General features: G+C 75.1%; 10 protein-coding genes and 1 pseudogene. 4 read left to right on the top strand and 7 right to left on the bottom strand.

Annotated features, from left to right (window positions below; all coding sequences use genetic code 11):
- Positions 1-84: 84 nt before the first annotated feature.
- The 4 genes and pseudogenes from C593_RS28830 to C593_RS0104085 all read left to right on the top strand — a co-directional run.
- Positions 85-634, top strand: a pseudogene (locus C593_RS28830) (PadR family transcriptional regulator); the annotation flags it as partial.
- Between the two features lie 460 nt (positions 635-1,094).
- Complete coding sequence (locus tag C593_RS0104075) at positions 1,095-1,865, top strand: ABC transporter ATP-binding protein (RefSeq protein WP_051093612.1); 771 nt, start codon at positions 1,095-1,097, stop codon at positions 1,863-1,865.
- Positions 1,862-4,723 carry an ABC transporter permease gene (locus C593_RS0104080; protein ID WP_018846040.1) on the top strand — a complete coding sequence of 954 codons (2,862 nt, stop codon included), beginning with the start codon at positions 1,862-1,864 and terminating at the stop codon, positions 4,721-4,723. Before C593_RS0104075 ends, C593_RS0104080 begins: the two co-directional genes overlap by 4 nt.
- A 118-nt stretch (positions 4,724-4,841) precedes the next feature.
- Positions 4,842-5,381 carry a bacterial proteasome activator family protein gene (locus C593_RS0104085; RefSeq protein ID WP_078521161.1) on the top strand — a complete coding sequence of 180 codons (540 nt, stop codon included), beginning with the start codon at positions 4,842-4,844 and terminating at the stop codon, positions 5,379-5,381.
- Between the two features lie 99 nt (positions 5,382-5,480).
- On the opposite strand, the gene C593_RS0104090 is transcribed toward C593_RS0104085, so the two are convergent.
- The 7 genes from C593_RS0104090 to pdhA all read right to left on the bottom strand — a co-directional run bounded on the left by C593_RS0104090 (position 5,481) and on the right by pdhA (position 14,270).
- Positions 5,481-6,458 carry an NAD(P)H-quinone oxidoreductase gene (locus C593_RS0104090; RefSeq protein WP_018846042.1) on the bottom strand — a complete coding sequence of 326 codons (978 nt, stop codon included), beginning with the start codon at positions 6,456-6,458 and terminating at the stop codon, positions 5,481-5,483.
- Positions 6,459-6,468: 10 nt separating this feature from the next.
- Positions 6,469-7,548: a potassium channel family protein gene (locus C593_RS0104095; RefSeq protein ID WP_199789990.1), complete on the bottom strand. Its 1,080-nt coding sequence runs from the start codon at positions 7,546-7,548 to the stop codon at positions 6,469-6,471.
- Positions 7,545-9,461 carry a molybdopterin-binding protein gene (locus C593_RS31265; RefSeq protein WP_018846044.1) on the bottom strand — a complete coding sequence of 639 codons (1,917 nt, stop codon included), beginning with the start codon at positions 9,459-9,461 and terminating at the stop codon, positions 7,545-7,547. Before C593_RS31265 ends, C593_RS0104095 begins: the two co-directional genes overlap by 4 nt.
- Positions 9,458-10,393: a molybdenum cofactor guanylyltransferase gene (locus C593_RS0104105; protein ID WP_106434559.1), complete on the bottom strand. Its 936-nt coding sequence runs from the start codon at positions 10,391-10,393 to the stop codon at positions 9,458-9,460. Before C593_RS0104105 ends, C593_RS31265 begins: the two co-directional genes overlap by 4 nt.
- Before the next feature lie 252 nt (positions 10,394-10,645).
- Positions 10,646-12,118, bottom strand: coding sequence for a dihydrolipoamide acetyltransferase family protein (locus C593_RS0104110; protein ID WP_018846046.1), 1,473 nt, complete (start codon positions 12,116-12,118; stop codon positions 10,646-10,648).
- Complete coding sequence (locus tag C593_RS0104115) at positions 12,118-13,122, bottom strand: alpha-ketoacid dehydrogenase subunit beta (RefSeq protein WP_018846047.1); 1,005 nt, start codon at positions 13,120-13,122, stop codon at positions 12,118-12,120. The genes C593_RS0104110 and C593_RS0104115 overlap by 1 nt, the downstream gene beginning before the upstream one ends.
- Positions 13,119-14,270, bottom strand: a complete 1,152-nt coding sequence (pdhA, locus tag C593_RS0104120; RefSeq protein WP_018846048.1) for a pyruvate dehydrogenase (acetyl-transferring) E1 component subunit alpha — start codon at positions 14,268-14,270, stop codon at positions 13,119-13,121. The genes C593_RS0104115 and pdhA overlap by 4 nt, the downstream gene beginning before the upstream one ends.
- Between the last annotated feature and the right edge of the window lie 92 nt (positions 14,271-14,362).

Here is a 14,362-nt window from a genome sequence, read left to right on the forward strand (position 1 = left end):
CGGCGCGTCCTCCTCAGGAGGGACCCGGCACATCCGTCCGGAGGCGGTTGGAGAGCCCCGGCATACCCGGTATACATACTGGGTATGTCCATCCGTCACGGGCTCCTCGCCCTCCTCGAGACCGGTCCGCGCTACGGCTCCCAGCTCCGCTCCGACTTCGAGTCCCGCACCGGCGCGACCTGGCCGCTCAACGTCGGCCAGGTCTACACGACCCTGAACCGTCTCGAACGGGACGGCATGGTCGCCCAGGACGGCGAGGACGAGGCGGGGCACGCGCTGTACGTCATCACCGACCGCGGCCGGGCGGAGCTGCGCGCCTGGTTCGCGACCCCGGTCGACCGCACCAACCCGCCCCGGGACGAACTGGCCATCAAACTGGCGATGGCCGTGGGCACTCCGGGTGTCGACATCCGTGCCGTCATCCAGTCCCAGCGGCACCACACGGTGAAGGCGATGCAGGACTGCACCCGGCTCAAGGCCCAGGCGCTGGCCGCGATCGAGAGCGGCGGCAGCGCCGAGCGGGACGACGTGGCCTGGCTGCTCGTGCTGGAGCAGCTCATCTTCCAGACCGAGGCGGAGGCCCGCTGGCTCGACCACTGCGAGATGCGGCTCATCCGGCTCTCCGCCGCGACGGCGCGGGACGCGGCCCCGCCCTCGCGCCCGGCCGGCGGAGGCGGCACCGGCCCGCTGCCGGCGGAGGCGCATGAGTCCGGCGCACCCCGGGCCGACGCGCCGCAGGCCCACGTGCCGTACGCCCAAGTGCCGCCCGCCGACGTACCCAGGGCCGACGCACCGCTCACGGACGCACCGCGCACCGACTCGCCCCACGCAGAATCAGCGCACGCCGAATCACCGCACGCCGGTGAGCGTCCCGCCGTCGGGGGACGCCCGGTGCGCCGCCCCGGTTAGCGACCGGGCCGGCTTCCGCGCGACACCGCCCCGCACGGGGTGTCGCCCCCGGCGCCGCAGGCGCCCCCGCGCACCGGTTCCCGCCACCGCCCGTCGTCCCGTCGACGGCCCGGGGCCGGTCCGCCACACCCAGAACTCGCGCGCACCCGCTCGTGTGCGTGCACCGCCCAAGGGGGAACCCACCCATGCCACAACACCCGTCACCACAGTCACATCAGTCCCAGAAGTCGCAACAGCCTGTGCTGCAACTCCAGCAACTGGCCCGTGTGCACGGCAGCGGCGCCACCGAAGTGCACGCCCTGCGCGGCATCGACCTCGACGTCTACCCGGGCGAACTCGTCGCCGTCATGGGCCCGTCGGGCTCCGGCAAGTCGACGCTGCTCACCATGGCGGGCGGTCTCGACATGCCCACCTCGGGACGGGTGATCGTCGAGGGCACCGACATCACCACGTCCGACCGCAGGACCCTCGCCGCCCTGCGCCGCCGCAGCATCGGCTATGTCTTCCAGGACTACAACCTGATCCCCGCGCTGACCGCCGCCGAGAACGTCGCCCTGCCCCGCGAACTGGACGGCGTCTCCGCGCGCAAGGCGCGCGCCGAGGCGCTGGCCGCCCTCGCGGAGATGGACCTCGGCCACCTCGCCGAGCGGTTCCCCGACGAGATGTCCGGCGGCCAGCAGCAGCGCATCGCCATCGCCCGGGCGCTCGTCGGCGACCGCCGGCTGGTCCTCGCCGACGAGCCGACCGGCGCCCTGGACTCCGAGACCGGTGAGTCCGTGCTCGCCCTGCTGCGGGCGCGGTGCGACGCGGGCGCCGCCGGCGTTCTCGTCACCCATGAGCCGCGGTTCGCCGCCTGGGCGGACCGGGTCGTGTTCCTGCGCGACGGCGCGGTGGTGGACCAGACCGTCCGCAGCGAGGCCGACTCGCTCCTGTCGGGCCAGGCGGCCGAGCTGTGAGGACCTGGTATCACTCCTGGCGCGCCGCGGTCCGGATCGCGCGCCGCGACGCCTGGCGTTCGAAGGGCCGCAGCTTCCTGGTCCTCGCGATGATCGCGCTGCCCATCCTGGGCGTGAGCGCCGCCGACCTGACCCTGCGCAGCGCGGAACTCTCCCCCGAGCAGAGCGTCTCGCGGAAGCTCGGCGAGGCCGACGGACGGCTGAGCGACCCCGGCGTGGGCGGTGTCGCGATCCTCCAGTCGCCCGACGCCGAGTTCTACACCACCGCCGAGAACTACGACGACAAGCCCTACCCGGAGGGCTCCACCGACCTCACCACGGTGCTCCCGGACGGGGCGCGGACGCTGACGGACACCGTCGCCTCCGCCCGGCTGCGCACGGCGCACGGCCTGATGCGGGCCGAGGTGCGGGAGCTGAAGGCCGCCGACCCGATGGCCGCCGGCATCATGCCGGTCGTCGAGGGACGCCTGCCGAAGACCTCCGGCGAGGTCGCGGCGACCACCCACTTCCTGGAGACCAGCGGGCTGAGGGTCGGCTCGGAGCTGACCGCGCGCGGACTGGACCGCGTCTACACGATCGTCGGCGCGTACGAACTGCCCGACGACCTGAAGGCCGATCAGGTCAACGCCCTCCCGGGGGCGTTGATCGAACCCCTCGGCGAGGCGCTGGAGAAGGACGGGCTGCAGAAGCCCGGCGAGAGCACCACGCTGCTCGTCACCGTGCCCGGCGGCTACCCGTGGGACGCCGTGCAGCGCGTCAACGCCAAGGGCGTGACGGTCGAGTCCCGCGCGGTGGCCCTCGACCCGCCCGCCCGGGCGGACGTGCCGCTGTTCCAGCGGGAGGGCTGGGGCGGCTTCCAGGAGAGCACCGCGGCCAAGGCGGCGGCCCTCGCCGCGGCCGGCACGGTCGTCGGCCTCGCGATGCTGGAGATCTGCCTCCTCGCCGGTCCCGCCTTCGCCGTGGGGGCGCGCCGCTCCCGCCGGCAGCTCGGGCTCGTGGGCGCCAACGGCGGCGACCGCCGGCACATCCGCGCCATTGTCCTCGCGGGCGGGCTGGTCATCGGCGTCGCCGCGGCGGTCGTCGGCACCCTGCTCGGCCTCGGCCTCACCTATGCCCTCCGGCCGCTGCTGGAGGACGCTCTCGGCAGGCGCTTCGGCCACTTCGACGTGCGCCCGCTGGAGCTGCTGGGCATCGCGCTGCTCGCCGTGGTGACGGGTCTGCTGGCCGCCGTCGTCCCGGCGATCACCTCCTCCCGGCAGTCGGTGCTGGCCTCCCTGACCGGCCGCAGGGGCGTGCGCCGCAGCAGCCGCGTCCTGCCCGCGGTGGGTCTGGCCGCCCTGGTGCTGGGCGCCTCCATCGCCCTCTACGGTTCCATGGTCACCGACCAGTTCGCCGTGGTCGCGGGCGGCAGCGCCCTGGCCGAGCTGGGGATCGTGGCACTCACTCCGGCGCTGGTGGGCCTCTTCGGCCGCACCGGCCGCTTCCTCCCGCTCTCCCCGCGCCTCGCCCTGCGCGACGCCGTCCGCAACCGGGGACGCACGGCGCCCGCCGTGGCCGCGGTGCTCGCCGCCGTGGCCGGCACGGTGGCCGTCGCGACGTACGCGGCGAGCAGCGACGCCCAGTCGCGGGCCGACTACACGCCGAGCCTGCCGCACGGCGCGGTCTCCGTGTCGATCGCCGAGGCCGGCGGGCGGGACGTGCCGGGGGTGCGCGAGACGGTGCAGCGACTGCTGCCCGTCGAGGTGCGCGCGGACGTGGACCGGATCGCCGTGGGCAAGTCCTCGTGCGCGATCTGGGACTCCGGCGACGGCTGCGGCCGCTACGAGGTCCTGGTGCCGCTGAAGCAGCAGTGCCCGCTCAACGTCCCGGTCCCCGGCAAGCCCGAGGCGGACCCCGCGGAGCGCTTCACCACGGAGGAACGCCGCAGGCTCGCCGAGGACTGGCGCTGCAAGGAGAAGGAAGGCCCCGGGATCATGACCGAGGGCGGTGTCCTGGTCGGCGACGAGAAGCTGCTCGACGTGCTGGAGATCGACGACCCCGCCGCCGCCGAAGCCCTGACCGAGGGCCGCGCGGTGGCCTTCGACAAGCGCCCGGTCGACACCGACGGCACGGTCTCCGTCAAGCTGATCACCGACACCGAGGCCGCCGACCGTGCCACCGAGGCGGGCAAGGAGGCCCCGGGCGAGATCAGGAAACTGCCCGCGCACCGGGCGGCGGACGACACCGACAGCTACGGCGTCAAGCTGATCGTCCCGCCCGCCCTGGCGAAGTCCGCGGACCTGGCCACGGCACCCTTCGGCGCGTACTTCTCCACCGACCCAATGCCGAGCAGCGAGCAGCGGCAGAGGCTCGACGGCGAGCTGGACAAGACGGGCGCCGAGGTCGACCTCACGGTGGAGGAGGGCTACGTCAGCGACAGCAGCACCGTCCTGCTGGCCCTGACCGTCTTCGCGGGCCTGGTCACCATCGGCGCCGCGGGCATCGCCACCGGGCTGGCCCAGGCGGACGCCGAGGCCGACCTCAAGACGCTCGCCGCGGTGGGTGCCGCGCCCCGGGTCCGCCGGACGCTGAGCGGCTTCCAGTGCGGGGTGGTCGCCGCGATGGGTGTGGTGCTGGGCTCGGCGGCGGGAGTGCTCCCGGCGATCGGGCTGCGGCTCACGGAGAAGCGCGAGGCCGCCGCCTGGTACCAGAAGGCCCTGGACAACGGCTGGAGCTACGGGGGCGAACCCTTCGTGCCCATCGTGGTGCCGTGGGAGACGCTGGCCGCGCTGCTCGTCGCCGTCCCGCTGGGCGCCGCACTGCTCGCCGCGCTGGTCACCCGCTCACGAGGGGCGCTGGCCCGGCGCGAGGCGGCCTGACCGGCCCAGCGGCGCCGAAAGGCACGGCACCGGCGGATTCGTGCCCCCGCCGGAGGGTGGATCACCTTCCGATGGGGGCACACCGTGTGGTGAGGCCACGGTGCGAGAGAATGGCGGCATGGAGATGCCGAGGAATGAACGGTCGCAGGAATCCCCTCACGTTCTGGTCGTAGGGCAGGACGGGATGGCGCTCGGCGGCGGTGACGGTGACGACGAGTCGCGTGAGGTCCCGGTGACGGACATGGTCGAACAGCCGGCGAAGGTCATGCGCATCGGCAGCATGATCAAGCAGTTGCTGGAGGAAGTGCGGGCGGCACCTCTGGACGAGGCGAGCCGGGTGCGGCTCAAGGAGATCCACCGCGGTTCGGTCAAGGAGCTGGAGGACGGTCTCGCCCCCGAACTGGTGGAGGAGCTGGAGCGGCTCTCCCTGCCGTTCACGGACGAGGCGATCCCCTCCGAGGCGGAACTGCGGATCGCCCAGGCGCAGTTGGTCGGCTGGCTGGAGGGCCTGTTCCACGGCATCCAGACGGCGCTGTTCGCCCAGCAGATGGCCGCCAGGGCGCAGTTGGAGCAGATGCGCCGTGCGCTGCCGCCCGGTGTGGGCCACGACGAGGAGGGCGCGCCGCACGGCCCCGTCCGCTCGGGCCCGTATCTGTAGCTCCGCCTTCCCGGCTCCGGTTCCACCGGTTCCGCACCGCGACGTCCGACGTCCCGGCCCCTCGCTGGAGGGTGCCGGGACGTTCGCGTGCGGGGCCGCTCAGGTCAGGAGCAGCACCTTGCCGATGTGGTCGCCGGCCTCCAGGGCGCGGTGGGCGTCGGCTGCCGCGGCGACGGGAAAGGTGCGGTCGACGACGGGACGCACCCGGCCGGAGGAGATCAGTGGCCAGACGTGCTCCCGTACCGCCGCGACGATAGCCGCCTTCTCGGCGGGCGGCCGGGCGCGCAGGGAGGTGGCCGTCACGGCGGCGCGCTTCGCCAGCAGGGCGCCGAGGTTGAGTTCACCCTTGACGCCGCCCTGGAGGCCGATGACCGCGAGCCGCCCGTTGACGGCGAGCGCCCGCACGTTCCGGTCCAGGTACTTGGCGCCGATGATGTCGAGGATGACGTCCGCGCCCGCGCCTGAGGTGGCCTCGCGGATCTCCGCGACGAAGTCCTGTTCGCGGTGGTCGATGAGGATGTCCGCGCCCAACTCGGCGCAGCGGGCGAGCTTTCCGGGGCTGCCGGCGGTGACCGCGACGCGGGCGCCGACCGCCTTGGCCAGCTGGATCGCCATGGTGCCGATGCCGCTCGCACCGCCGTGGACGAGGACGGTCTCGCCGGGCCGCAGATGGGCGACCATGAAGACGTTGGACCAGACCGTCGCCGTCACCTCGGGCAGAGCGGCCGCCGTGACCAGGTCGACGCCGTCCGGGACGGGGAGCAACTGCCCGGCGGGGACGGCGACCTGCTCCGCGTAGCCGCCGCCGGAGAGGAGGGCGCACACCTCGTCGCCGACCGCCCAGCCCGACACCCCGGGGCCCAGGACGGTGATCCGGCCCGAGCACTCCAGTCCCGGGTGGGGGGAGGCGCCCGGCGGCGGGTCGTAGAAGCCCTGGCGCTGGAGGAGGTCGGCCCGGTTCACACCGGCGGCGGCGATCTCCACGAGGACCTCGCCCTCGCCGGGGACGGGGTCGGGGGCCTCGGACCAGAGCAGGGCCTCGGGGCCGCCCGGTTCGGGAATCGTGATCGCATGCATGGCGGCGAGGCTACTCCCGGGCGCCCGGCGCGGGTTCGTTCTGCGCGCGGACGATGGTGATCAGACGGTCCGTCAACTGGAGGGGGCTCGCGTGCGGATCGTCGTACGCCAGCAGCCGGTGGCCGCGCAGCACGCTCACCACCAGGTCGTCGGTCTCCCGCACACTGCGGCCGACCTCGGACTTTATGACCGGGCGTTCGATGAGGTCGAGGCCGCTGCCCTGCTGGATCAGGTCCTCCATCACGGTGCCGGCGCTGGGGCTGAGCACGGAGAGACCGAGGAGACGGCCGGCGGCGCCGGAACTGGTGATCACCGCGTCGGCGCCGGACTGGCGCAGCAGAGGGGCGTTCTCCTCCTCCCGGACCGCGGCGACGATCTTCGCGCCCCGGTTGAGCTGCCGGGCGGTGAGGGTCACCAGCACCGCCGTGTCGTCCCGTTGCGGCGCGATGATCACCTGCCGGGCCTTCTGGAGCTCGGCCCGGGTGAGGACGTCGCTGCGCGTGGCGTCGCCCACGACACCGACGAAGCCCTCGGCGTTGGCCGCGTCGATCACCTTGCTGCTCGGGTCGACGATGACGATCTGGTCCTTCCGGAGCCCGGTGGCACAGAGCGTCTGCACCGCCGAACGGCCCTTGGTGCCGAAGCCGACGATGACGGTGTGGTCGCGCAAGTTGGACCTCCAGCGGTTCAGCCGCCACTCCTCCCGGGTGCGCTCCGTGAGCACTTCGAGAGTGGTGCCGACCAGGATGATCAGGAAGAGCACGCGCAGCGGGGTGATCAGCAGCACGTTGATCAGACGGGCGGTGTCACTGCGCGGCACGATGTCGCCGTATCCCGTGGTCGAGAGGGTGACGGTCGTGTAGTAGACGCAGTCGAGGAAGTCGACCCCGCCACCGGCGTTGTCGTAGTAGCCCTCGCGGTCGGACCACACCAGGAGCACGGTGACGGCCAGCACCGCCGCCGCCATCAGCAGGCGCTTGCTGACCTGGCGCAGCGGGCGCTCGACGACGCGACGGGGCAGCTTCACCCTGCCGGTGACCAGGTGTTCGTCGGCATTCCGGGCGATGACGTCCTGACCGGGAAGTTTCACGTGAAACACCCTCCGCCGGAAGCCGGGGCGGCGGCACCGGGGGGCGTCGGCGCCCAGCCGGACCATGGCAGTTCGAGCACGTTCAGTTCCTCCCCCGGACGGGCGCCCCCGGGCGGGACGACGGCGAGGCCGTCGGCCGCCGCGATCCCGCGCAGCATGGCGGGACCGTTGAAGCGCAGTGGAACGATCAGATCGCCGTCGTACACGAACGGTACGAGTCGGGTGTCGTGCGGATGCCCCTGTGCCGCCTCGCGTACCGGGACACGGTAGGGGCGGGCCGGGGGTCGGCCGGAGAGGCCGCGCAACAGGGGCTCGGCCAGGGTCAGCAGCCCGGAGACGGCGGCCAGCGGATTGCCCGGCAGTCCCACGAGGTAACGCCCGGACGGGAGTCGGGCGAGGAGCATCGGGTGGCCCGGGCGGACGGCCACGCCGTCCACGAGGAGGCGCACCCCGGCACGGCGCAGCACGGGGTGGACGTGGTCCACGGGGCCGGAAGCGGTGCCGCCGGTGGTGATCACCAGGTCCGCACCCGACTCCGTGACGGCCCGGTAGAGGGTCTCCTCGTCGTCCGCGATCCGGCGGGTGGCGAGGACGTCGACGCCGAGAGAACGGAGCCAGGGGCCGATCATCGGGCCGAGGGCGTCACGGATCAGCCCGTCGTGGGGGAGTCCGGCGTCCAGGAGTTCATCGCCCAGGACCAGGATCTCGGCGCGGGGCGGGACGACGGTGGGCAGCGTGTCGTAGCCGGCGGCCGCGGCGAGGCCGATCACGGCCGGGGTGACCACGGTCCCGGCGGCGAGCAGCCGGGCGCCGGTACGGCACTCCTGGCCACGCGGGCGGATGTCCTGGCCGGGGACCACCGCGCGCTCGGCGTGCAGCAGCCGCTTGTCCTCGTCAAGACGGGCGTGCTCACTGCGGATCACGGCGGTGACGCCCCGGGGGACGCGGGCGCCCGTGGCGATCCGCACGGCGGTGCCGTCCTCCAGGGTCCCGGCCTCCGCGTGCCCGGCCAGGATCGAGTCCGACGGGCGGGCGGCCCAGGGGCCCGGTCCCGCGACGGCCCAGCCGTCCATCGCCGAGGTGTCGAAGGAGGGGAGATCGCACAGGGCGGTCAGGGGCTCGGCGAGGACGTGCCCGAGGGCGTCGGCCGGCGGCAGCCGGTGCGACCGCGGGGTGTCCAGGCGGCCGAGACGGGCGGCTAGCGCGGTGGCCTCGGGCCAGGGGGTGGCGCGGTGCCGGGGGGTGGGACCGGGGCGGCCGCCGGTGCCCGGGGCACCGGAGTGGCCGCCGGCGCCCGGGGCTCGGTGGCCGGGGCCGTCGGTGCTCCGGGTGCGGGCCGGGTCCTCGTGGCGGGCGGGGCCCGGGCCGTCGGCGGCCGGGTCCTCGTGGCGGTGGCCGGGGCCGTCGGTGCCCGGGGCTCGGTGGCCGGGGCCCTCGGTGCTCCGGGTGCGGGCCGGGTCCTCGTGGCGGGTGGTCGGGTCCTGGTGGCCGGTGGGGGTGGGGGCGGCGCGGCCCGGGGCCGGGTCGGGCGGCGTGGGAGCGGGGGACGCGGAGGCCGCCGGGCCGCCGGGCTCCGGGGCGGCGCCCCGGCCACGGGGGCCGTCGGGCTCCGAGCCGGTGCCACGGGGTTCCCCGCCGCCGTCGGAGTGCGCGGAACCGGCGTACCGGGAGGCGTTGTGCGCGGTGCCGTCGTACGCACTGCCGCTCAGGAGCGCCAGGGCCTCGTCGACGCCGTGGAGGTACGCATCCGTGCCGTCGGCCGCCTTCCCGGGCGCCGGGGAAGGCGCGGTCCCGTCCACACGGGGGGCCTCCCCCGGGCCGCACGGCGCGACGGGGTGCCGGGTGACGGCGTCGTCGGCCAGGACCGCGTCGGCCGCGGCGGCCGGGTCGGGTTCTCGTCCGTGGTCCGTCATCCCGACGCGGCCCCGCCCCGGCTGCCGCCCTCGCCCGGGCCGGCGCCGGGCGGCTTCGGGGCGTCGGTGCCCTCGGCCTCCTCGGCCCAGCGCGTGGCGAGGGCCGCCGCCTTGCGCGCCGCCTCCGCCACCGCCTCGGGTCCGCCGCCGGCCTGGGCCGCCGCATAGCCGACCAGGAAGGTCGTCAGGGGCGCGGCGGGGCGGGCGACACCGTGCGCGGCGTCGCGTGCGAGGTCCAGAAGACCGGGGGTGTCGACGTCCAGTCGGATGCCGAGTTCGTTCTTGACAGCGGTGATCCATTCATCCAGCACCTGCCCATGCTCCCTGATGCGGGCCCGGGCCGTGGAGATGTCCTCCCAGGTGTCGCAGTCGAAGGAGGCGAGGGAGTCGGCGGCGACCCGGGCGAGGTCCAGTTCCCGGGTCAGCAGACGCAGCGGGAGCCCCGACAGGCTGCCGTGCTCGGTGGCGAGGAGAGCGATCTCACGTCGCAGCGGCTCGGCGCGGTAGGCGCCGACGAGCGGCTGGTCCCGGCCCCCGGCGTCGCTCAGCAGCGCGCCCTCCGCGCCCTCCGCACCGGCCGCGAGGGCCGCGAGCAGGCGGCGGACTGTGGCGGCGTCGAGGAACGGCAGGTCCGCGGAGAGGACCAGGACGGTCTCCGCCTCGCAGTGGCGCACCCCCGCGTCGAGCGCGGCGAGCGGTCCGCCCCCGGGCGGTTCCTCCCTGGCCCAGACGACGGGCCGCCCGGTGGGGCGCCGGGCGCCGACGACGACCGTGGACCGGGCACCCTCGCAGGCCGTGAGGACCCGGTCGAGCAGCGTCCGGCCGCCCACGCGCACCGCGGGCTTGTCGGCTCCGCCCAGGCGGCGCGCCGCACCGCCGGCCAGGACGACGGCGTCGTACGCGGTGCCCCCGGGCACCCCTGCTGTGGTCACCACAGCAGTATGGTCCCCCGCTTCGCGGCCCCGGGTGCGGGGTCGGGGTGCGCGACTCCGGGTGCACGCCCGGCCCGCTGCGGGCGCGGCCCGGGGGCGGGTGCGGCCCGGGGGCGGGTGCGGGGGATCACGGGCCAGGTGCACGCCCGGCCCGGGGAACGGGTGCCGCGGGTCACGGGCCGGGTGCGGGCGGACAGATGGGCCGCCGCGCGCCCGGGGCCCGCCCACCGCGCCGGGGCCCCGCCGCTCCGCCTACAGCGTGCGCAGCAGCACCGCCGGCTGCTCCACGCAGTCGGCCACGTACCGGAGGAAGCCCCCGGCGGTGCCGCCGTCGCAGACCCGGTGGTCGAAGGTGAACGAGAGCTGGACCACCTGCCGCACCGCCAGTTCGCCTTGGTGCACCCACGGCTTGGGCACGATCCGGCCGACGCCGAGCATCGCCGCCTCCGGGTGGTTGATGATCGGCGTGGAGCCGTCGACACCGAACACCCCGTAGTTGTTCAGGGTGAACGTGCCTCCCGTCAGGTCCGCCGGCGTCAGCGTGCCCTGCCGGGCGGCCTCCGTCAGCCGGGCGAACTCGGCCGTCAGCGACTCGGCGGACCGGGTGTGCGCATGCTTCACCACCGGGACGACCAGGCCGCGTTCGGTCTGTGCGGCGAAGCCGACGTGCACCTCGGGCAGCCGCACGATCTCGCGGGCCTCGGTGTCGACGGTGGCGTTCAGCTCGGGGTGGCGCGCGAGTGCGGCCACGCAGATCCGGGCGAGAAGCGCGATCAGGGAGACCTTCGGTCCACCCGCCGCGTTCATCGCGGCGCGGGCGGCGAGGAGTTCCGTGGCGTCCGCGTCCACCCAGCAGGTGGCGTCGGGGATCTCGCGGCGGCTGCGCGACAGCTTCTCCGCGACGGCGCCGCGCACCCCGCGCAGCGGCACGCGAACCGCCTCGGCTGCAGCGGACACCGGCGCGGCGGAGTCGGCGGGCCCCGGCGCGGCGGCGGCACCCGGCGCGGCGACCGCGGCCGCCTGCTCCCCGCCCGCCCGCAGGGCACGCTCGACGTCGGCCCGCAGGATCAGCCCGTCCGGGCCGGAGCCGGTGAGCCGCCGCAGATCCAGGTCGTTGTCCCGGGCCAGCTTGCGCACCAGCGGGGAGATCACCGCGACCGGACCACTCCCGGCCCCCGCGCCCGTGGCGGCAGCCGCGACGGGCGGCGCCTGCCGGACGACCGGCTCGGCCGCCCGCGGCGGGGCGGGATCCACAGCCCGGCCGTCCGCCGCTGCGGCCGCGCCCGCCGCGCCGAACGCGGTGGGCCGCAGCCGCCGCCGGCGCGCGGCCGGGGCGCCCGTGCCGTAGCCGACCAGGACGTTCCCCGAGGTCTCGCCGTCGGCACCGGAGGAGGCCCCGGAGGCTCCGGCGGCTTCGGCGGCTCCGGACGCCCCGGTGCCGCTCCCGGCGCCACCGGCCGGGACGTCCTCGTCGCCCCGCGCGCCGACCGCGACCGTCAGCAGCGGCGCGCCGACGGGCAGTTCGGTGCCCTCCTCGCCGAACCGGGCGGTGACCACACCGCCGTACGGGCAGGGGACCTCCACCATCGCCTTGGCCGTCTCGACCTCGACCACGGGCTGGTCGATGGCCACGACATCGCCGACGGCCACCAGCCACCGCACGATCTCGGCCTCGGTCAGCCCCTCGCCCAGGTCGGGCAGCTTGAACTCCAGGACCTGCGCCATCAGTTGCCCGCCTCCCACTGCAGCCGCGCCACCGCGTCCAGCACCCTGTCCACGCCGGGCAGGTGGTGCTTCTCCAGCATGGGCGGCGGATACGGGATGTCGAAGCCGGCGACCCGCAGCACGGGCGCCTCCAGATGGTGGAAGCAGCGCTCGGTCACCCGGGCGGCGATCTCCCCGCCGGGGCCGCCGAATCCGGTGGACTCGTGGACGACGACGGCCCTGCCGGTCCGCCGCACGGAGGCGCACACGGTCTCGTCGTCGAACGGGACCAGGGAGCGCAGGTCCACGACCTCCAGGTCCCAGCCCTCCGCCCGGGCGGCCTCCGCCGCCTCCATGCACACCGGCACCGAGGGACCGTACGTGATCAGGGTGGCGCTGCCGCCTTCGCGCCGGACGACCGCCCGGCCGATCGGCTCCACGGCGTCGGGCGCCTCGGGCGACCACGAGGACTTGGACCAGTACAGCCGCTTGGGCTCCAGGAAGACCACGGGGTCGTCGGAGGCGATCGCCTCGCGCAGCATGCCGTAGGCGTCCTCCACCGTGGCGGGGGTCACCACATGGAGCCCCGGGGTGGCCATGTAGTACGCCTCGGAGGAGTCGCTGTGGTGCTCGACGCCGCCGATCCCGCCGCCGTAGGGCACCCGCACGGTGATCGGCAGCGGCATCGCCCCGCGGGTGCGGTTGCGCCAGCGGGCGACATGGCTGATCAGCTGCTCGAACGCGGGGTAGGCGAAGGCGTCGAACTGCATCTCGACGACCGGCCGGAGTCCGTACATCGCCATGCCCACGGCGGTGCCCAGGATGCCCGCCTCGGCGAGCGGGGTGTCCGTGCAGCGGTCCTCGCCGAACTCCTTGGCGAGCCCGTCCGTCACCCGGAACACGCCGCCGAGGGTGCCGACGTCCTCTCCCATGACGTGCACGGTCGGGTCCTCCGCCATCGCGTCGCGCATCGCGCGCTGGAGGGCCTGGGCCATGGTGGCCGGCTTCGCCGCGGCCGTGGTCATCGTGCTTCTCCTTCGGCGTCCGCCGCGGCGTCCAGCTCGGCGCGCAACTGCGCCGCCTGCTCGCGCAGCTGGCTCGTCCGCTCCGCGTAGACATGGCCGAACAGGTCCATCGGGTCGAGGACGGGATCGGCGTTCATCCGCTCGCGCAGGCGCCCGGCCATGGTCTCCGCCGCCTCGGCCGCCGACCGGCGGGTCTCGTCGTCGAGCAGGCCGCGCTCGGTCAGCTCGCGCTCCAGCAGGGTGATCGGGTCGTGGGCGCGCCAGGTCTCGACCTCGCTGTCGACGCGGTAGCGGGTGGCGTCGTCGGCGTTGGTGTGGGCGTCCATGCGGTAGGTGACGGCCTCGACCAGGGTGGGGCCGCCACCGCGCCGGGCGCGCTCCACGGCCTCGCCGAGCACCTGGTGGACGGCGGCCGCGTCGTTCCCGTCGACCAGGCGGCCGGGCATGCCGTAGCCGACGGCCTTGTGGGCGAGGGAGGGGGCGGCGGTCTGCTTGGCCAGGGGCACGGAGATGGCGAAGCCGTTGTTCTGGACGAGGAAGACGACCGGGGCCTGCCACACGGCGGCGAAGTTCAGCGCCTCGTGGAAGTCGCCCTCGCTGGTGCCGCCGTCGCCGACCATGGCGAGGGCGACCACGTCGTCCCCCTTGAGGCGGGCGGCGTGGGCGAGGCCCACCGCGTGCGGGAGCTGGGTGGCAAGCGGGGTGCACAGGGGCGCGACGCGGTGCTCCCGCGGGTCGTAGCCGGTGTGCCAGTCGCCGCGCAGCAGGGTGAGGGCCTGGACCGGGTCGAGGCCCCGGGCGACGGCGGCAAGGGTGTCGCGGTAGCTCGGGAAGAGCCAGTCCCGCTCCTCCAGCACCATCGCGGCGGCGACCTCGCACGCCTCCTGGCCGGTGCTCGACGGGTAGACCGCGAGGCGGCCCTGCTTCGTCAGCGCCGTCGCCTGCACGTTGTACCGGCGGCCGCGGACGAGCTCCGCGTAGAGCCGGAGCAGCAGGGCGGGGTCGGCCGACGCGGCGGCCTCGGTGCCGAGCACGCGCAGCGGCTCGGCGTCCGGGAGCAGGGGGGCGGGGTCGGTGCGGGGCTGCCAGGCCGGGGGCGGGGTGGGCCGGTATGCGGCAGCGGCACCGGGCAGCTCCGGGACCGTCATGCTGCTCTTTCTCAACGCGAGCACCTCCTCGTGGGAGCGCCGACGAAACGAGGCCGTGGGCGACGACGAATTGCGGACAGGAGGCGGCGCCG

This window comes from Streptomyces sp. CNT372, assembly GCF_000377145.1.

What these genes read in the sequence shown, in the direction of transcription:
- C593_RS0104075 (WP_051093612.1), top strand. Translation starts at nt 1,095, where the DNA reads ATGCCACAACACCCGTCACCACAGTCACATCAGTCCCAGAAGTCGCAA.
- C593_RS0104085 (WP_078521161.1), top strand. Translation starts at nt 4,842, where the DNA reads ATGGAGATGCCGAGGAATGAACGGTCGCAGGAATCCCCTCACGTTCTG.
- C593_RS0104090 (WP_018846042.1), bottom strand. Translation starts at nt 6,458, where the DNA reads ATGCATGCGATCACGATTCCCGAACCGGGCGGCCCCGAGGCCCTGCTC.
- C593_RS31265 (WP_018846044.1), bottom strand. Translation starts at nt 9,461, where the DNA reads ATGACGGACCACGGACGAGAACCCGACCCGGCCGCCGCGGCCGACGCG.
- C593_RS0104110 (WP_018846046.1), bottom strand. Translation starts at nt 12,118, where the DNA reads ATGGCGCAGGTCCTGGAGTTCAAGCTGCCCGACCTGGGCGAGGGGCTG.
- C593_RS0104115 (WP_018846047.1), bottom strand. Translation starts at nt 13,122, where the DNA reads ATGACCACGGCCGCGGCGAAGCCGGCCACCATGGCCCAGGCCCTCCAG.
- pdhA (WP_018846048.1), bottom strand. Translation starts at nt 14,270, where the DNA reads ATGACGGTCCCGGAGCTGCCCGGTGCCGCTGCCGCATACCGGCCCACC.